The sequence below is a fragment of the Geomonas subterranea genome (assembly GCF_019063845.1).
Lineage (GTDB): Bacteria > Desulfobacterota > Desulfuromonadia > Geobacterales > Geobacteraceae > Geomonas > Geomonas subterranea.
The window spans coordinates 4,532,748-4,550,758 of sequence record NZ_CP077683.1; the positions used below are offsets into that span (position 1 = coordinate 4,532,748).

The following is an 18,011-nucleotide window of genomic DNA, read 5'->3' on the forward strand; positions in this document are numbered from 1 at the left end:
ATTGAAAGGTGTAGATATCGACAATAAAGTGGTGGTCATCACCGGTGCAGCCGGACGCATAGGCAGCGAGTATGCCCGCGCCGTCGCGGCGGCCGGAGCTGTCGCGGTTATTGCTGACACCTCTGAGGAAAACGGTAGAAAACTCGCCGACGAGATCAGGGCGAACTCAGGTAAGGCCGATTTCGAGCTGCTCGACATAACCTCCAAGGAATCAGTGCAGCGGCTGATATCTGCGCTGACAGAGCGCTATGGCAGATTGGATGCGTTGGTCAACAACGCCTATCCCCGCAATAAGCGCTATGGAGCCCGGTTCGAGGACGTCACTTACGAAGACTTCTGCGACAACGTCGGCACCCACTTGGGCGGTTATTTCCTGACGTCGCAGCAGTTCGGGCTGCACTTTCAAAAGCAGGGCTACGGGAACATCATCAACATGGCGTCGATTTACGGGGTGGTAGCCCCGCGCTTCGAGGTTTATGACGGGACGCGGATGACGATGCCGGTGGAGTACGCGGCTATAAAGTCCGCAGTAATACACCTGACGAAGTATCTTGCCAAGTACTTCAAAGGTTCCAACATCAGGGTCAACTGCATCAGCCCGGGTGGCATTCTCGATGCGCAGCCGGCCGAGTTTCTGGAGAAGTACCGTGCGTTCTCGCTCTCGAAAGGGATGCTGGACCCGCAGGACCTCACCGGAACGCTGCTATACCTGTTGAGCGACATGTCCAGATTCGTGAACGGGCAGAACATCGTGGTCGATGACGGATGGGCACTGTGAAAAAGGTCGTCTACATCTCCTGGATGCCGCTAAGCGAAAAGGTCGAGCGGGACTGGTACATTTCCTATCTTCAGGAGCATGGAGTGCCGGTAGAGTATTGGGATGTCACCTCGCTTTTGTTCAGTGAGGTTAAGTTTCAGCCTTCTTTGAATCGTGATTATCTCGTCGCGGTTACCAGCTATAAGCAGTTGCAATCCCTTCTGATTGGCTGCCAAGGGGGCGGCGCCAACTTTGTAATGATTGTCAATTATGAGAGTAGATTCAACCGGCTCTACCGGATGTTGTCCAGCTACGGCTGTCGGCTCTTTTTCTTCGAATGGGGGAACTTCCCAATCAAAGGCCGCAGCAGGGCAGGAAAATACGCGACGTTGCTCCGTCATCCTTCAAAATTCATTCGAGAAGTCTTGGGAAAATTGTCGGCATTGGTTGGCTCGAAGCTCATGCCAGTGAAGCCGTTCGACGTTGTTTTTGCAGCGGGATACGCTTCATTTGCCATGCACCCCAAGGCTGGAAAGAAGGTCGCAGTAAACCTGTGCGATTTTGATAACTATGTGAGGACAAAGGATGCCGATCAAAGGCTCATTACGGGGCGTTACTGTGTCTTTCTTGATATCAACTTGGCATATCATTCAGATCTAAAGCTTGTCGGATGGGATTTTGTCACTCCGTCCGAGTACGTAGCTTCGCTGGAACGATTTTTCGGGATGGTCGAAGAGCGTTACCACGTGCAGGTAGTGATAGCTGCTCATCCGAACGCGAATTATGGTGACTTGTACTTTGGACGCAAAGCTTTTAAGGGGGTGACGCCTGAACTCGTACGCGATGCGGAGTTTGTGATTTCGCATCATAGCACGGCTATAAGCTATGCCGTGCTCAACAGAAAGTCGCTGCTTTTCATCTACACGACGGAGATGGAGCGAATCTACCGTGACACCATAGTGGGATGGATGGGAGACTTTGCGGAATACCTAAATCAACCGATCTACAACATTGATGAGGTGCAAAGGGCTGAGACCATTGAACTTCGGGAGCCTGACCCAGAGCGGTATGACCTCTACAAATACAACTACCTGACCACTCCGGAGTCAGAGCATAGTTTCACTCGTGATATTTTCCTTGCCGAAATGAAGGCATGATTGAGGATATGTTTTGACTAAGGTGGCTTCTTTACAAAAGCGGTTCGCATTTAAACTCGGAGCCAATGTTTTCGGGATCCTTTTGGGTTTGGTAACCATGTCTTTCGTGCCGCGGGTACTTGGCCCGGAGCAGTTCGGGAAGTTTGAGTTCATCACCAACAACTTCAAACTCATCTTTGATACGCTGGCGCTGCAAGTACCCGTGGCTTACTTCAACTGGGTATCTCGGAAAGGACATAAGGAAGACACTGATCTCGCTACGGGAGCAACTTTTTATTTTTCACTGGCCATAGCCACACTGTTTGCTCTCTTTCTTGCCGTCTCGCACGCGTTCGGACTCCACGCATGGTTGTGGCCCGATGTCGCACCGGAGTATCTGTGGGCAGCTTTGGCTTTCACCATGGTGACCTTTCTGTACCAGTTTTTGGTCTATCTCTCAGATGGGAAATCGCTGACTGTGGGGTTGGAGCAGATACGCCTGGTGCAGAACACTCTAAAGTTCGCTGTGCTGGCATTACTGGCAGGGGGAGGCCTGCTCACTTTGGGGTCGTACTTGTGGGCACAGGTTGCCGTGGTGGCGGCGACGGTGGCACTATCGGTGAGGTGGCTCTACCGCCAAGATGCATGGCGATTGGCCGCAATCAGACCATGGAGATTTCCCAAGGAAGAGATACAGAGCTACGGTGCTTTCGTTTGGGATTACGCGCGTCCGCTTACGCTCCTAATGCTCGGCGGTTTTCTGTTTCTCTATTTCGACCGGTGGTTTCTACAGCTGATCGGTGGTTCCATGCAGCAAGGTTTCTTCGGGCTGTCGGACCGCTTGGGGCAAATTGCTTTTCTTTTTACTAGTGCCATGACGCCGTTGTTGACTCGGGAGTTTGCCCTGGCCCATGAGGAGAAGGACCATGCAAGGCTGCTAATACTCTTTGAGCGAATAAAGCTCTTCCTCTTCATAGCAACAGTTGCGAGTTGCTTCCTGTCTGTCCAAAGTGGCAACATAGTAGCTTTGATCGGTGGAGAAAAGTATAAGGGAGCGATCATACCTATCGCGCTGATGGCACTGTACCCGATTCACCAGACTTTCGGCCAGCTCAGCGGTGCGTTGATGGTTGCCACTGGGCAGACTGCACTGTATGCCAGGCTCGGCATCATCATGATGGTGGTAAGCCTGCCCATCACATATTTCTGCATAGCCCCCGTTTCTTTCGCCGTCCCCGGCCTCGCCCTCGGAGCCACAGGGCTGGCGCTGAAAATGCTGACCTGGCAGTTTGTCGGAACCAACGTCCAGTTGTTCTGCAACACACGGTATCTGCGTACTCCTTTCGCGAAATGGCTAGGCCTCCAGGTCATGATGGTTGCAGTAATCTATGGGATTGCATATACCTCCCATTTGGTTTCCGGCTACTTCAACCTTACGTGGCTGCTCCCGCTGTTGCAGTATCCAGCTGTTAGCGAAAACCTCATCCTGCATTCTTGTCGGCTGATTTCCGCCGGGCTTGTTTACCTCATAGCCATCGCAGGACTGATCTGGATGGTACCTGGCTTCGCGGGGATCACGCGGAAGGACATTATGGTGAATCCTTTGTCATTGCTGAGGAAATAAGACAGGTGACGAGCTTATGAAGATAATGCTGTACACCGAAACCTATAACCGGGGCGGGATCGATACCTTTATCGCCACGCTGATAAACCACTGGCCGGAGGCCGCGGACGAGTTCGTGCTGGTCTGCAACGAGGATTACCCCGGGTTGACGGTGATCCGGCAGAGGCTGCAGCGCCCCTGCAAGGTGGTGACGCACCGGATTCCCACCTACGCGCGCTGGGCGGAGAAGACCCGCGGCAACAAAGCCCTGGATACCTTACGGGTCTGCTCGTCGCCCTTGTCACGCTACCTCTTCATCGCCTCGGCGACGCGCAGGATCAAAGAGATCCTGCTGCGCGAGAACTGCGACCGGCTCATGGTGGTGAACGGAGGCTACCCCGGCGCGGATACCTGCCGGGCTGCGGGGATCGCCTGGGGGTGCTACTCGGGCAAGCCGCAGAGCATTCACAACTTCCATAACCTCGGCACCCCGGCCTCCCGCTGTGCAAAGCTCCAGGAGGACCGGGTCGATGCACTGCTGACCCGCTACACCAAGGCCTTCGTCACGGTGTCACGTGCGGCGGCGGATTCCCTCGCCGTCCGGCCCCAGATTTACGCCGACCGGGACAAGGTGCGCTTCGTCTACAACGGGCTCGACTTCTCCGGGCAGCAGGCGCCCACCACCGACATCCGCCGGGAACTTTCTCTTGCTCCGGACACGCCGCTGTGCCTGATGCTCGGCACCTACGAGGCGAGAAAAGGGCACAGCTTCCTGCTCCGGGCGTTCAAGAAGGCACTGCAGCGGGTGCCTCAGGCGCGGTTCCTCATCTGCGGACACGGCAGCCCGGAGGAAATAGACGCGGTAAGGGAGATGGTGCAGCAACTCGCTATCGGCGGCAACGTCCACGTCCTCGACTTCCGCTCGGACGCCATGCAGATCCTGCAGCAGGCCACCCTGCTCCTGGTGGGATCCCAGGAATTCGAGTCCTTCGGGCTTACCTGCGTGGAGGCGATGGCGCAGCGTGTCCCGGTGCTGGCGACCAGGGTGGGGGGGCTTCCCGAGGTGGTGCAGGATGGCGACGGCGGCTTCACCTTCGCCAGGGACGACGTCGACGGCTACGCCGCGCAGATGGTGCAACTGCTCCTCGACAAGGATCTGCACACCGAGCAGGGGCGCAAGGGATTCGAACGCTACCGCAGACTTTTCACCGCGCAAAGGATGACAGAGGAATATGCAAAACTCATCAGGTAACGACGCGGCGCAGCAGCAGGGGGTTCTCTTCAGCGTCGTCATTCCCGCCTACAATTCCGCGCCCTTCATCGCAAAGGCGCTCGATTCCGTTCGCGCCCAGACCCTGACCGATTACGAAGTGGTGATCACCAACGACGGGTCGAAGGACGAGACGGTGCAGGTGATCGAGGAGTACGCCCGGCGTCACCCGGACTACCCGGTAAAGCTCGCCAGCCAGCAGAACAAGGGGATCGGCGGCGCGCGCAACAACGGCATCTTCCGCTCCACCGGCCGCTTCATCGCCTTTCTCGACGCCGACGACTTCTGGCATCCGACCAAGCTGGAGCGTATGGCCGCGCTGCTGACACAGAAGCCCCTGATCGACGTCGCCTACCATGACGAGATCGAGGTCGCCTCTGACGGGACCAGGCGTCCGCTTTCCTATGACGAGGTTCGGGCGCCGGCCTACCAGGACCTGCTCTTTCGCGGCAACCGGCTTTCCACCTCGGCTACCGTGGTCCGTCGGGAACTGGCGCAAGCCATCGGCGGCTTCTCCGAAAACCTCGAATTCAACAGCGCCGAGGATTACGAGTTCTGGCTGCGGCTGGCCCGCGCCGGAGCCCGCTTCGCCCATCTCCCGGAAGTCCTTGGTGAGTACCATCGGGTGGAAGGAAGCATCACCCAGAAGATTGAGTACCACCACCGCAACATCTTCAACGTGGTGAGCTACCACCTGGAGCTGCTGCGCGCCGACGGCACCTGTCAGCCGGCATTCCTGGACCGCATGTACCGTCGCAAGAAGGCGGAGCACCTCGCGACGCTCGGGCGCGCCTTGGCCGGCGCCGGTGCCAAGGCAGAGGGGCTTCGGGTTCACTGGGAGGCGATGCGGGTGGATCCCCTGTGCCTGAAGATCTATACGAAGCTGGTGAGAACGCTTTTGTCATGACGGCAAACCTGCTGGTCGACATGGTGCACGGCAGCGGCCTGCACCGGCTCTTCGCCCCCTTTTACGGCGGCCATACCTCGGTGCTGCTCCTGCACCGGGTGCTGCCCGGCCCGCAGCGTGGACTCCCGTCGGACAACCTGAAGGTTACGCCGGAGTTTCTCGATGCGTTCGTTTCCGGCAGGCAAAAGGAGGGGTGGCGGTTCATTTCGCTCGACCACCTGGTGCAGGACTTCGATGACTGCGTGGCGCACGGCCGGAACATGGTGCTCACGCTGGATGACGGCTATCGCGACAACTTCGACCATGCCTGGCCGATCTTCTCAAGCCATGGGGTCCCTTTTACCGTCTACGTCGCCAACTCCTTTCCGGCTGGGACGGCTGACTTCTGGTGGTACACCCTGGAGGAGATGCTCCTCGTGCACCGCCGCATCGAACTGGAGTACCGGGAACAGCGCACAACGCTGGATCTTGTCGATCCCAGGAGCGCCTTCATCGCCTTCAAGGCGGTCTATCAACCCCTTCCGGCGCAGGACCAGGCTGAGCTGATGGCGGGGCTGCGAGAGCGTTACCCGCTCCCCGTCGCGCAGGAGAGACTGGCCATGACGTGGGACGAGGTTCGAGCCCTTGCGGCGGACGAACTTTGCAGCATCGGCTGCCACACGCTAAGCCATCGCAGTCTCGCGCCCCTGCCGCGGGACGAGGCCTTCCGTGAGCTGGTCGACTCGCGCGTGGAGCTCGAGCGCGAAACCGGTTGCCCCGTGCGCCATCTCGCCTATCCGTACGGCAAGGCGGTGGACGCCGGACGACGCGAGGAGGAACTGGCGCGGGATGCGGGTTTCCAAAGTGCCGTGACCACACGCATCGGCAATCTCCACGCCGGACATCGGGAGCATCCGCTCATGCTCCCCCGCATCCCGCTCTACGAGGGGGGGAAGAACGGCAAGCTGAGCGAGATCTTCCTCTCCGGCATGTACAGCGCCGTCACCAACGGATTCAGAAAGGTCGTCACCTATTGATCAAGCGGACGCCTGAAATAAAACTGCCGGGACTTGTGCAGCTTTTCCTGAGCGGCACAGCCTGCCAGGGGGACGAGCGGACCGGCTACACGGGGTACGCCCGCTTCGCGCTCTTGAATCTGCTGAAGGTGCTCGGCCTGGGGCGCGGCGACCGCATCCTGCTCCCCGCCTATATCTGCGACGTGGTGCTGCTGCCGCTGGCCGAGTTGGGGATCGAGCCGGTCTACTACGGAGTGACCCAGGATTTTCAGGTGGAGTGGGACAGCGTCGAGGTGAAGCCCGGCAGCCGCGCTTTCATCTCGGTGAACTACTTCGGGGTGAGCCAGGACTTTACCGCCATCGCCGACTACTGTGCCGCCCACAACCTGGTCTGGGTGAACGACAACGCGCACGGTTTCGCCAGCTCGCTTGGAGGCAAAAGCCTCGAGGAGTTCGGCGACTTCTCCTTCACCTCGTTCCGGAAGGTGCTGGGATCCGTCAACGGCGCCCGGGTCAGGATCAACAACGACCGATACCTGCCGCTGAAGGGAGAACTGGACCGGCTGAACGGGGCTGCGCCGCCGGAGTCGCGCCAGCGCTACCTCGCCTCCGCCACGCTGCGCACCGCAGGTATCCGGCTGCGCGCGCTCCCGGACTTCTCCGACCCCCGCGGGTTTTGCGACGATGACGTCAAGGCGCACCAGGCTGATGTTCTGGCATTGAAGCAACTGGCCGCGAGCGACCAGGACCGGATCCGGCAGCGCCGGCGCCAGCTGTACCAAACCCTGGAGCTGTTCCTGCTGGCGAACGGCGGCAAGGAGATGCTGCCGCTCCCCCGGCTTTTGCGGGAAGGAAACTCGCCGCTGGTTTTGCCTGTCGTCACGCAGGACCGCAACAGCTGGCTCGGGCTTATGAGCGCTGCCCGCCGGCACGGCCTCGATCTGCACACCTGGCCCTCGCTCCCGCCGACGGTGCTGGACCACGATGTTTGCGGCGCCGCCACCCTCTGGGGGCGGATGCTCTATCTCCCGCTCCACCAGGATCTGGAGCCGGAAAGTTATCTGCCGCTACTGCAAAAGGTGCTTGATGCAGCTTGAAGTGATCGACAACGAAAAAGGGCTTCTGGACCTGGGGCCGGAGTGGGAGGCGCTGGAGCGGAGATCGCCGGCGCATCTGTTCCAGAACCACCGTCTGCTGGCGAACTGGTACCTTCGCGCCGGCAAGGCGGGTGGTGCGGTCCCGGCCGTCATCGTCGGACGCGAGGACGGCGCCGTTCGCGCCATATTCCCGGGCTGCATCATCGCCAAGGGAGGGGTGCGCATCCTGACCTGGCTGGGCGGGTTCTTCATCGTGGACTACGGCGACGTGCTCATCGACCCGGCCTGCTCAACACCCCTCGACGAGTTCCTGCGCGAGGCGCTGCTCCGGCTCAAGAAGAAAGGCGGCTATCATGTCGGCTACTTCCAAAACATGCGCCACGACGCGCTGGCCTACCCCTATTTCAGCCGTGAGTTCAGGTTCTTCCGGGGTGATGTCGCTCCATTTATCGAACTGCAGGGTGGTTTCGAGCCGTATCTCGATTCGCTGAAGCGCTTCCGCAAGAAACAGAAATCGGACACGCTGCGCCAGATCAAGCGGCTGGAGGAGCTGGGCGAACTTGTTTTCAGCGTGGTGCCGGGCGCGGAGCCCCGGGCGGGCGAGGTGCTGGAGGCTTTCCTGGAGCAGAAGCGCTGGCGTTTCCAGGTTTCGGGCGTGCACGGGGTGCTCTGCAAGCCCGGCTACGAGGAGTTCTACCGCCAAGAGGTGCGCCTGAACCCGAACCTCCACCTCTGCTGCCTGACGCTGAACGGGGAGATCATCGCGACGCACCTCGGTTACCTCTACAAGAACAGGCTCTACTTCGTGATGCCCACCTATGATCATCGCTACGGCAAATATTCGCCGGGGCGTGTGCTGACCTACTACCTGATCCGGCACTGTTTCGAGCAGGGGGTGGAACTCTTCGATTTCTGCATCGGCCCCGAGGAGTACAAGTACGAGTGGACCGACCGCGACGTCCCCATCACCAGCTTCGTGAGCGACGACATCGCCGGCCGGCTGTTCCTCGGGGTCAAGAAGGCGAAGATCAAGGCGGACGAACTGTTGAAGCGCATCAAGGGAGTCAAGGGATGAGCGAGAGGCGAACCGCCGCCACGGTTTCCGTGATCATCGCGGCCTACAACGCGGAAAAGTACATCGCGCACGCGGTCGACAGCGTCCTGGCGCAGAGCTATCCCTGCGTCGAGTGCATCGTGGTCGATGACGGCTCCACCGACGGGACCGCGGAGATCGTCAAGGGGTACGGGAGCCGGGTGCGCTACCTGTACCAGCAAAACGCGGAGCGGTCCGCCGCGCGCAATAACGGCATGAGGGAGGCACGCGGCGAACTCATCTCCTTCCTTGATGCCGACGACCTGCTGGCGCCGGAGAAGTTGGCCGAGCAGGCGGCCTTTCTGGCAGAGCATCCGGAGTACGACGTCGCCTACTCGAGGGTCAGCTATTTCAATGATAAGGACGGCTCCAGCTTCACGCCGCAGCGCAGAACCCCCAGCGGCGACATCGTGGCCGACCTCTTGTACGGCAACTTCATCACCATCCACTCGCCGCTCATCCGCCGCGATGCGGCGCTGCGGGGCGGCGGATTCGACCCCGCCTGCAACCGTTACGAGGACTGGGACTTCCTGCTGCGCCTGGCGCTCGCAGGGGCGAAGTTCGGGTTTCAGGACCGCCTGCACGCCAAGGTGCGGCTCCATCCCGGCAACACCATCGGAGACCAGGTGAAGATGTTCGAGGCGAAGCTGCGGGTCGCGGAACGGATCGCGGAGGTGTACGCTGCCGAGCTGAAGCGGCGCTCGGTCGATGTGCGGGGGCTCGTCGCCTTCCACCAGGCGGATTACGGCCGGATTCTGGTGCTGGCGGGGCGGGGCGCGGAAGGTAGGGCGCTGATCCGCGAGGCGGTGCGCATCCCGTTCCCGAACCGTAAGATATTCGTCGTCTTCGGTCTTGCCGCCGGACTCTTCGGCTCCGGAATCCTGGTGGCGGCGCAACAGCTGTACGACCGGGTGGTCAAGGGCAAGCGGGCCGCCAAGGGAGGGAGCGCGTGAAAGTCGTCTTCATCGCACCGTTCGGCATCCGTCCCAAGGGGACCGTGCTCGCCCGCATGGTGCCGCTGGCCGTGGAACTGCAGCGGCGCGGCCACGAGGCGGTCATCGTCGCGCCCCCATACACCAACCCTGAAAGCTCCGGCACGGTTGAGGTCGTACGCGGCGTGCCGGTCAAGAACATCGTCCTGGGACCGAAGCACAAGGCTGTGGCCGCCCCCTTTCTCGCCTGGCGCCTGTTCCGCGCCGCCCTGGCCGAAAAGCCGGACCTGGTGCACCTTTTTAAGCCCAAAGGGTACGGCGGGCTGACCGCGATGCTCCAGCTTTGCTGCGAACGGCTGGGCATCCGCATGCCGCCGCTCTTTCTCGACACCGATGACTGGGAAGGGAAGGGGGGCATGAACGACCAGCTGCAGTACTCGGCGGCGGAGCGGCAGCTCTACGCTTTCCAGGAGCAGTGGCTGCCGCCGCGCGTGCGGGGGGTGACGGTGGCGAGCCGGATGCTGGAGGAACTGCACCTGCAGATGGGCATCCCACGGGAGCGGCTGCTCTACCTCCCGAACTGTGTCGATGACACCCCCGCCGGGGACGGCGAAAAGATCCGGCGGCGCTTGGGCATCGCGCCGGAGACCCCGGTGCTTTTGCTCTACACGCGCTTCTTCGAGTTCAGCCAGGAGAAGCTGCACCTCATCTTTGCAGAGGCCCGGCGCCGCGTCCCTGGCGTCAGGTTCCTCGTGGTGGGTAAGGGGAGGCATGGGGAGGAGGCGGAGCTGCTCGCGGCCGCCCGCGCGGACGGTTTCGAGGATGCGCTGATAGTGGCGGGGTGGATTGAACCGGCCGAACTCCCTGATTACCTCGCTGTAGCCGATCTTGCCATCTACCCCTTTGCCGACACGCTTTTGAACCGCTGCAAGTGTCCGGCGAAGCTCACCGAGCTCTTGCGCGCCGGCGTCCCCGTGGTGGCCGACGCGGTCGGCCAGATCAACGAGTATATTGTGCATGAGCGTAGCGGAGTGCTGTGCGACGCGGATGACTGGCAGGGGATGGTCGAGCGGACCGTGGAGCTTCTCCACGACCCGGCGCGACGCGAGGCCATCGGCAGGGAGGGGCGGCGCTACCTGCTGGAGCAGTTCAGGTGGAATATGTTTGCCGAGAAACTTGAATTGTTTTATAAATATCCGATTGGCCGCTAGGTCCCGTTGGTTTCCCGCTGCCAAGGCCGCTGTTGGAATCCCCGAAGGTGCCCGCCCATCGGCTTCATTTCACATCGATAAATAAATCACGCTGCAGCCGTGTGGGTTTTTCCCGGAGAGCATGTATGACAGATCGTAAGAAGGAATTGCTGTTTCAGGGCGCACTGCTCGCGCTGCTTATCGTTCTTTTTTCCAAGATCCTTTTCACCGACAAGATCATTCGCGCCCCGGACATCATCAACGAGTTCTACTGGGGGGTGAAAAGCCTCGGTTCGCTGCCGTTTTGGAAGCTCTTCGACATAAACCTCTCCAGCGCCGGCTGGGACATGTACATCAACTCCGGCTTTACCAACGAAGGCGGCGGGGCTGCCGGGCAGTTCCTGTTCACGCAGAAGCTGATATTCTGGCTCTTCCCCCCCCCGGCCAGCGTGGCGTGGTACATCCTCTTCCACCTTTTCGTCGGCGCTGCCGGCACCTATTGGTTTTGCCGTACCATCGGCTGTGGGCAATTGGGATCGTTCCTGGCCGGGCTCGTGTTCGCCATCGCTCCTGAGAATGCCTCGCTGATCAACGCCGGGCACGTCATGAAGATCGCCACCATCTCCATTACCCCCTGGGCCTTCTTCTTCCTGGAGAAAGGGTTCAGGTCGCGGCGGGTGATTTTTTTCCTCAGCGCGGCGTTCATCCTCGCGGTGCAATTTTTCCATGGACACTGGCAGGTCGCCTACTATACCTGCCTTGCCATCGGGGTCTACGGCATCGCCCGCTCCTTGTGCATCGTGTTGGCCGACGAGGGAGGGAAGAAGGAGTTCGGGCGCCTGCTGGCCTTGAACCTGACCTTGCTGGTCTTCTTCCTCACCACCGTCGCCATGTCGCTGGTTCCCCTGGCCAACTGGTCCAAGGAGACCAACCGCGGAGTGAACAGCGGGGCGAATGTCACCGCGTCCGCCGGGCAGAGCGAGGCGAAGGGGGGGCTTGCACGCGAGGAGGCGATGTCGTGGTCGATGCCCCCGGAGGAGACGGCAGCCTTCATCATCCCGGGAATGTTCGGATTCTCGCGCCAGGAGGCCGGGCCGAACCCGAGCAACATCGGCGCCTACTACTGGGGGCGCATGAACTTCACCCAGACGGTGAGCTACATGGGGCTGCTCCCCTGGCTCTTGCTTCCGCTGCCGCTTATCTTCCGGCGGGACCGCTACACCTGGCTCGCTTTCTCGGCGGTCGTGGTGGGAATCTTCTTCTCCATGGGGAAATACACCCCGTTCTACAACCTGCTCTTTGACTACTTCCCGGGGATCAATCGTTTCCGGGTGCCCAAGATGATCATGTTCATCCCGGTCCTGGGACTGGGTGTTCTGTCCGCCCTCGCCATCGACCTTCTGCTCGATCCTGCCGTCCGTGCCAGCCGCGCCTTCAAGGGATACCTCATCGGCGTGGTGGCGCTTCCGGTGCTGCTGCTGGTGCTGGTCGGCGTCGAGGTGACAACCGGCAACTTCTGGGTGAACAAGTTCATCGACATCATCGCCCAGCCGACCCGCTACGAACCGCAAAGCGAGAAGCTCGTGCTGCAGCGCTGGAACAACCTGGTGAACGAGACCTGGATCGCCGCCGGTCTTGCCGCCATCTTCGCAGTTGTCTTCGCCCTGTACCAGCGCGGCAAGTTGACGGCGAAGCTGCTCCCATTCGTGCTCATCGGCCTGTTCCTGGTCGATACCGGCCGGGTGAATTCCAAGTTCCTGTTCCTGGTGGATGAGCCGCACAAGGCGACGGCGGCGCAGTCCCCGGAGATTGCCTTCCTGGCGAAGCAGCCCAAGGAGTTCCGCACGCTTCCCATGGCGGGTGACCCCATGCCCTACGCCGCCGCCGGGATTCCGGTGATGTTCACATCGAACGCGGTGCAGCAGCGGCGCTGGCAGGAGTTCCTGGACAACTTCAACCTCGGCTCCAGCATGCCCGACATCATGAACGTCCGGTACCTCGTGGTTACCCGGGAGCAGTACGAGCAGGACAAGGGGGCCTATTCCACCAAGTACCGCACCGTTTTCGTCTCTCCCAACGGGGCGCTCATGATTCTGGAGAACCAGGCCGTGCTGCCAAAGGCGTGGCTCGCCCCGGTGGCGGTCCAGGTCCCGAACCCGGCCGATGCGCTGGGCGCCCTGCAGAACCCGCAGTTCGACCCCAGGGTGATCGCGCTGGTTGAATCCGCGCCCCCCATTCCGATGGCCGGCCCCGGGGCCGCTCTCCCGCCGGTCGGGCCGGGGCAGGTGCGCATCAACAAGTACGAGGCGGAAAAGATAGATCTCGAAGCCGCGGTGACGATGAATTCGATGCTGGTGATGGGCGAGAAGTACTACAAGGGGTGGAAGGCGACGGTGGACGGCAAGTTGACCGAGATCTATCCGGTGAACCACGTGCTGCGCGGCATCTACCTGACCCCGGGCGTGCACAAGGTCGAGTTCGTCTTCGACCCGACGCCGTTCAAGATCGGCAAGTATCTCACCCTGATCTCCTTCGCCATCTTCGCCCTCTTCCTCGGCCGCGAGTTCTGGCTGGCGCGCCGTGCAAAAGGGGCAGGAGCTTAAAACCAAGTGTCACGCAAAGACGCCAAGACGCAAAGAAAGCCTGAAGCCTTTGACTTTCAGTCTTTGCGCCTTTGCGGCTTTGCGTGAGCAAACAGGTGTGGATTTTTGAATGCCTAACCTCAATTCTGACCTGGAAACCCTGGACGAGTTGTCCGGGTATGACTTGCGCATCATCCAGCCGCGGCACGGGTACCGGTTCTCGGTGGATCCGCTGCTTTTGGCGGACTTCGCCGGGGTGCGGGACGGTGACTCCTGCGCGGACCTTGGCACCGGCTGCGGCGTCATCGCGCTTCTCCTGGCGCGCCTGGCACAAAACTCGTCGGTTACGGCAATCGAGTTCCAGCAGGTCATGGCGGACATCGCTAACCGCAACGTGGCGCTGAACGGCCTCTCGGAGCGGGTCCAAGTCGTCGAGGACGATGTCATCTCGCTGAAGACACGCTTTCCCGTGGACAGCTTCGACCTGGTGGTCTCCAATCCCCCCTACCGCCGCCCCGGTACGGGAAAGATCAGCCCCCGCGCTGGACGCGACGAGGCCCGCCACGAAACAAGCGCGACGCTGGCGGATTTCCTGGCGGCGGCGAAGTACCTGGTGAAACCTTCCGGCCGCATCTGCCTCATCTATCACACCTGCCGGCTGGCGGAGCTGATGGCGCAGGCCGCCCTGCAGAAACTCGCGCCGCTCAGGCTGCGCATGGTGCACGGCAATAGCTCAATGGACGCCCGCATGTTCATGATCGAATTGGCGAAGGGGAGAACGGGAGAGCTGAAGGTGGAGCCGCCATTGCTGGTCAGGGGGGAATGCGGTGGTTACTCGGAGGAAAAACTAAGAATCTACAGAAAGCAGGGGCTAGGGGCTGGGGACTAGGGGCTAGTAAAAAACCGGGAGGCGAGCCATGGACGTTCGCAGCTACCGCGACCTCAAGGTGTGGCAGGTTGGCGTTGAACTGGTTGACAATAGGCTAGGATGCAGGGGGGACTAGCCCCCAGCCCCTAGTCCCTAGCCCCTATGTTCCCGGTCTTTGCGAATCAGGCTCTCGAAGATGGCGCGCAGTTCGGGGTCGGCGGCGGATTCGGCCTGCTCTTTGGCCCAGGCCTGCTCCTCCGCAGTTAGCTCGCGCCTGGCGGGTTTCGTGATCCCCGCGGCGGAGGGCTTTCTGACCTTGCCGCCTTTAAGCTGCAGCTCCTTTACCAGTTCTTCATCCAGGGCCTCGTTCACCTTGGCGATCAGGTCTTTTTTCAGGTAGTTGAGCTGCTGCAACCAGGGGGAACTGTCGACGTGAAGGGTGAGGGTGCCTTCGCGGAAGGTGGCGGGCTGGGCATGGGAGGCGATCTTGTCCCCGACGGCCTCGTCCCAGACTTCCCAGATCCGCCCCTCCTTGAGCCTCAACTCGGCCGGGGTGCCGCGCAAAAGGGCGCTCAGGAGGTCGGTGACCGGCGCCGGCCTTTTCATCTTGGGACGTTTATTCGCCTTCAACCGGGTGTCTCTTGCGGTACATCCTGCCGCCGATGATCTGGCCGACCACGGCGCTGGTGATGCTGAAAGGAATGAATCCCCAGCCCAGGCCCGTCTTGATCCTGAAGTAAACGATGGCCGGAATGGAGATGTGGACGTAGAAATACCAGCCGAAGGAGAACTTCGGATAGGACTGTCTCTGGTACCCCAGGGGTATGTTTACCAGCGTGGCCACTACTATGAGTGCCGCTGCGTAGAGCACGGTTTCCATGTTTACCTCTTGGGTCGGTAATACTATGGGTTTGACCTCTCTTTGTCAATGTGTCTATTGCGTTGTTCTCAACCAGGATAAGGAGTTGCCGTGATAAAAGACGGAGATTTCGTGGCCATCTTCAATTCCATCCACCGCGTGATGGAGGCGGAGCGGCTGCTCAAGGATAAGCAGCTCAAAATACTGCTCATTCCGGCGCCGCGCGCCCTTGCGGCCGATTGCGGGCTTGCGATCAGGTACGCGGAGGATGTAAGGGGCGAGGTGGAGGAGGCGCTCGCCGCCGCCGGGCTGCTGCCGCGCGAGCTGTACAGAAAAAACGGAGATAGCTTCGTGAAAATAGGAGAAGACGAATGAACAAGCTTGACGTGAGGGGGATGGCCTGCCCGCTGCCGGTAGTGCAGGTGAAGAGGGCGCTCGAATCGGCGCAGGGGGAACTGCACGTACTTCTTGACGACGGCGCGCCGCGCGAGAACGTGAAGCGCTTCGCACAGGGGCGGGGCTACCAGGTGCACGAGGAGCAGTTGGAAGACGGCTTTGCCTTCACCATCACCGGCCCCGGCGCCACGGCTGCGCGTGAGGCGACGCCCGCCCCCGCCGTTGCCGCCGGCCCGACCGTGATGCTGATCGGCTCCGACCGGATGGGGGATGGTCCAGAGGAACTCGGGCGCCTTTTGATGAAGAACTTCATCATGACCCTCCTGGACATGAGCGAACTCCCGGACCGGATCTTCTTCGTGAACACCGGCGTCCTGCTTGCCGCCGAAGGGTCCGAGGTCGTGGAAACTCTGAACGAGCTTGGCAACCGCGGCGTCGAGGTCCTTTCCTGCGGCATCTGTCTCGACTTCTTCAAGAAGAAGGAAACGCTCGCGGCGGGCGGGGTGACCAACATGTTCACCATCGCCGAAACGATGCTCGCGGCGCGCTCGGTGGTGCGGCTGTAAAAAACATTGGCCATGGAGCACATCAGAGAAAATCTGAGAGAGGCAAAAGGCTTTAGGGGGTAACCCAGAGGCTCTTCGTTTTTGCATTGGGCTTTCTCCGAAGTCCTCAGATTTTCTCCGTGGCGGGTGGTTTTGGTTTTTCGTTGTTGCTAAAGGTTTTAGCTTGACAATTTGTGACTATATCCACTAAAGTGACTCTCTTGCCGCGGGATACCTGTGCGCTTTTGCCGGCCTGCACGTTTTTTTGTGCAAAAATAAATTCGCCATTTCAATGGCTTATAGGTTTATAGATGTTCGCGACTCTTTCCGACAAACTCGACCTGGTCTTCAAGAAGCTCCGCGGCCAGGGGGTGATGACCGAGGATAACGTCAAGGATGCCTTGCGCGAGGTTCGTCTCGCGCTGCTGGAAGCCGACGTAAACTTCAAGGTCGTCAAGGACTTTGTCGAGAAGGTGCGCAGCCGTGCCGTCGGCACCGAGGTGTTGCAGAGCCTCGCCCCCGGGCAGCAGGTGATCAAGATCGTCCACGACGAGCTGGTGCTCCTCATGGGCGGCAGCGAGGACAACTCGCTCGACCTGGCGGCCAAACCGCCGGTGGCGATCATGCTGGTCGGTCTGCAGGGCGCCGGTAAGACCACCTCGTGCGGCAAGCTGGCCAAGCACCTCAAGGGGCAGAGGAAAAAGCCGCTCCTGGTGCCGGCAGACGTGTACCGCCCGGCCGCTATCGAGCAGTTGAAGGTGCTCGGCCGTCAGCTCGACATCGAGGTCTTCAACTCGCTGGCGACCCAGAAGCCTTTGGATATCTGCCGCGAGGCGCACCGTTACGCGACGCTGAACGGGTTCGACGTCATCATCTTCGATACCGCCGGCCGCCACCAGATCGACGATTACCTGATGGAGGAGCTGGAAGGGATCCGTGACGAGCTCGCACCGCGCGAGATCCTGTTCGTGGCCGACGCCATGACCGGCCAGGAAGCGGTCAACGTGGCCCAGGGGTTCAACGAGCGCCTCGGCATCACCGGCGTCATCCTGACCAAGCTCGACGGCGACGCCAAGGGTGGCGCGGCGCTTTCCATCAAGGCGGTCACCGGGAAGCCCGTTAAATTTGTCGGCTTGGGCGAAAAGCTGGACGCGCTGGACGTGTTCCACGCCGACCGCCTGGTCTCCCGCATCCTCGGCATGGGCGACGTGCTCACCCTGATCGAGAAGGCGCAGGCCACCTTCGACGAGAAGGAAACCGAGCGTCTGCAGCAGAAGATGAAGAAGAGCGGGCAGTTCGATCTCGAGGACTTCAGAAACCAGCTGCAGCAGATCAAGAAGATGGGCTCGCTGGAATCGATCATGAACCTGATCCCCGGCATGGGGAAGGCGATGAAGCAGATGCAGGGCGCCCAGCCTTCCGAGAAGGAACTGAAAAGGATCGAGGCGATCATCGATTCGATGACACCGAAGGAGCGCGCCAACCACACCATCATCAACGGCAGCCGCCGTTTGAGGATCGCCAAGGGTAGCGGCACCAGCATCCAGGAAGTGAACCAGCTTTTGAAGCGTTTCACCGAAGCTCAGAAGGTGGTCAAGCAGCTACAGAAGATGGGGCCGAAAGGGCTTATGAAAGGGATGAAAGGCATGGGTAAAGGGATGCTCCCCTTTTAAAACCGCTTGCCTTTGACTATTGCACCAACTCAGATACAGTTACCAGGATCGTAAACACAATACACGCAATGGCGGATCTCAAGGATCCGAGAATACCAGGAGGAAGAA

The 18,011-nt window shown here is 60.5% G+C and carries 17 protein-coding genes; 15 read left to right on the top strand and 2 right to left on the bottom strand.

The window, feature by feature from the left end:
* Position 1 precedes the first annotated feature (1 nt).
* The 12 genes from KP001_RS19710 to KP001_RS19765 all read left to right on the top strand — a co-directional run bounded on the left by KP001_RS19710 (position 2) and on the right by KP001_RS19765 (position 14,451).
* The gene (locus KP001_RS19710) at positions 2-778 is read left to right on the top strand and encodes an oxidoreductase (protein WP_217287226.1); all 777 of its coding nucleotides are present in this window, start codon (positions 2-4) and stop codon (positions 776-778) included.
* Positions 775-1,914 carry a hypothetical protein gene (locus KP001_RS19715; protein WP_217287227.1) on the top strand — a complete coding sequence of 380 codons (1,140 nt, stop codon included), beginning with the start codon at positions 775-777 and terminating at the stop codon, positions 1,912-1,914. The genes KP001_RS19710 and KP001_RS19715 overlap by 4 nt, the downstream gene beginning before the upstream one ends.
* 22 nt (positions 1,915-1,936) lie before the next feature.
* Positions 1,937-3,517 (top strand): lipopolysaccharide biosynthesis protein, encoded by a 1,581-nt coding sequence (locus tag KP001_RS19720; RefSeq protein WP_239027994.1) that lies wholly within the window; start codon positions 1,937-1,939, stop codon positions 3,515-3,517.
* Between the two features lie 16 nt (positions 3,518-3,533).
* Positions 3,534-4,748, top strand: coding sequence for a glycosyltransferase family 4 protein (locus KP001_RS19725; RefSeq protein ID WP_217287229.1), 1,215 nt, complete (start codon positions 3,534-3,536; stop codon positions 4,746-4,748).
* The gene (locus tag KP001_RS19730) at positions 4,729-5,673 is read left to right on the top strand and encodes a glycosyltransferase family 2 protein (RefSeq protein WP_217287230.1); all 945 of its coding nucleotides are present in this window, start codon (positions 4,729-4,731) and stop codon (positions 5,671-5,673) included. Before KP001_RS19725 ends, KP001_RS19730 begins: the two co-directional genes overlap by 20 nt.
* Positions 5,670-6,689 (top strand): polysaccharide deacetylase family protein, encoded by a 1,020-nt coding sequence (locus KP001_RS19735; RefSeq protein ID WP_217287231.1) that lies wholly within the window; start codon positions 5,670-5,672, stop codon positions 6,687-6,689. The genes KP001_RS19730 and KP001_RS19735 overlap by 4 nt, the downstream gene beginning before the upstream one ends.
* Complete coding sequence (locus KP001_RS19740) at positions 6,686-7,765, top strand: DegT/DnrJ/EryC1/StrS family aminotransferase (RefSeq protein WP_217287232.1); 1,080 nt, start codon at positions 6,686-6,688, stop codon at positions 7,763-7,765. Before KP001_RS19735 ends, KP001_RS19740 begins: the two co-directional genes overlap by 4 nt.
* Positions 7,755-8,840 (top strand): GNAT family N-acetyltransferase, encoded by a 1,086-nt coding sequence (locus tag KP001_RS19745; protein WP_217287233.1) that lies wholly within the window; start codon positions 7,755-7,757, stop codon positions 8,838-8,840. The genes KP001_RS19740 and KP001_RS19745 overlap by 11 nt, the downstream gene beginning before the upstream one ends.
* On the top strand, positions 8,837-9,811 hold the full coding sequence (locus tag KP001_RS19750) for a glycosyltransferase family 2 protein (RefSeq protein ID WP_217287234.1): 975 nt from the start codon (positions 8,837-8,839) through the stop codon (positions 9,809-9,811). The genes KP001_RS19745 and KP001_RS19750 overlap by 4 nt, the downstream gene beginning before the upstream one ends.
* On the top strand, positions 9,808-11,001 hold the full coding sequence (locus KP001_RS19755; RefSeq protein WP_217287235.1) for a glycosyltransferase family 4 protein: 1,194 nt from the start codon (positions 9,808-9,810) through the stop codon (positions 10,999-11,001). The genes KP001_RS19750 and KP001_RS19755 overlap by 4 nt, the downstream gene beginning before the upstream one ends.
* Before the next feature lie 125 nt (positions 11,002-11,126).
* Positions 11,127-13,583 carry a YfhO family protein gene (locus tag KP001_RS19760; RefSeq protein ID WP_217287236.1) on the top strand — a complete coding sequence of 819 codons (2,457 nt, stop codon included), beginning with the start codon at positions 11,127-11,129 and terminating at the stop codon, positions 13,581-13,583.
* A gap of 109 nt (positions 13,584-13,692) precedes the next feature.
* Positions 13,693-14,451: a tRNA1(Val) (adenine(37)-N6)-methyltransferase gene (locus KP001_RS19765; RefSeq protein ID WP_217287237.1), complete on the top strand. Its 759-nt coding sequence runs from the start codon at positions 13,693-13,695 to the stop codon at positions 14,449-14,451.
* Positions 14,452-14,583: 132 nt separating this feature from the next.
* Here the strand turns inward: KP001_RS19765 and KP001_RS19770 are convergent, their stop codons facing one another.
* Positions 14,584-15,060 carry a DciA family protein gene (locus KP001_RS19770; RefSeq protein WP_224963343.1) on the bottom strand — a complete coding sequence of 159 codons (477 nt, stop codon included), beginning with the start codon at positions 15,058-15,060 and terminating at the stop codon, positions 14,584-14,586.
* On the bottom strand, positions 15,047-15,310 hold the full coding sequence (locus KP001_RS19775) for a hypothetical protein (protein ID WP_217287238.1): 264 nt from the start codon (positions 15,308-15,310) through the stop codon (positions 15,047-15,049). The genes KP001_RS19770 and KP001_RS19775 overlap by 14 nt, the downstream gene beginning before the upstream one ends.
* A 90-nt stretch (positions 15,311-15,400) precedes the next feature.
* Here KP001_RS19775 and KP001_RS19780 point away from each other — a divergent pair, with 90 nt between their 5' ends.
* The 3 genes from KP001_RS19780 (at position 15,401) to ffh (ending at position 17,903) form a co-directional block, all read left to right on the top strand.
* Complete coding sequence (locus tag KP001_RS19780; RefSeq protein ID WP_217287239.1) at positions 15,401-15,664, top strand: putative Se/S carrier protein; 264 nt, start codon at positions 15,401-15,403, stop codon at positions 15,662-15,664.
* Positions 15,661-16,251 carry a sulfurtransferase-like selenium metabolism protein YedF gene (yedF, locus tag KP001_RS19785; RefSeq protein WP_217287240.1) on the top strand — a complete coding sequence of 197 codons (591 nt, stop codon included), beginning with the start codon at positions 15,661-15,663 and terminating at the stop codon, positions 16,249-16,251. Before KP001_RS19780 ends, yedF begins: the two co-directional genes overlap by 4 nt.
* A 290-nt stretch (positions 16,252-16,541) precedes the next feature.
* Positions 16,542-17,903, top strand: a complete 1,362-nt coding sequence (gene ffh / locus KP001_RS19790; protein ID WP_217287241.1) for a signal recognition particle protein — start codon at positions 16,542-16,544, stop codon at positions 17,901-17,903.
* The last annotated feature ends 108 nt before the right edge of the window (positions 17,904-18,011 follow it).

Coding starts and splice junctions, on each gene's coding strand:
- KP001_RS19725 (WP_217287229.1), top strand. CDS start 3,534: ATGAAGATAATGCTGTACACCGAAACCTATAACCGGGGCGGGATCGAT.
- KP001_RS19730 (WP_217287230.1), top strand. CDS start 4,729: ATGCAAAACTCATCAGGTAACGACGCGGCGCAGCAGCAGGGGGTTCTC.
- KP001_RS19735 (WP_217287231.1), top strand. CDS start 5,670: ATGACGGCAAACCTGCTGGTCGACATGGTGCACGGCAGCGGCCTGCAC.
- KP001_RS19745 (WP_217287233.1), top strand. CDS start 7,755: ATGCAGCTTGAAGTGATCGACAACGAAAAAGGGCTTCTGGACCTGGGG.
- KP001_RS19750 (WP_217287234.1), top strand. CDS start 8,837: ATGAGCGAGAGGCGAACCGCCGCCACGGTTTCCGTGATCATCGCGGCC.
- KP001_RS19760 (WP_217287236.1), top strand. CDS start 11,127: ATGACAGATCGTAAGAAGGAATTGCTGTTTCAGGGCGCACTGCTCGCG.
- KP001_RS19765 (WP_217287237.1), top strand. CDS start 13,693: ATGCCTAACCTCAATTCTGACCTGGAAACCCTGGACGAGTTGTCCGGG.
- KP001_RS19775 (WP_217287238.1), bottom strand. CDS start 15,310: ATGGAAACCGTGCTCTACGCAGCGGCACTCATAGTAGTGGCCACGCTG.
- yedF (WP_217287240.1), top strand. CDS start 15,661: ATGAACAAGCTTGACGTGAGGGGGATGGCCTGCCCGCTGCCGGTAGTG.
- ffh (WP_217287241.1), top strand. CDS start 16,542: ATGTTCGCGACTCTTTCCGACAAACTCGACCTGGTCTTCAAGAAGCTC.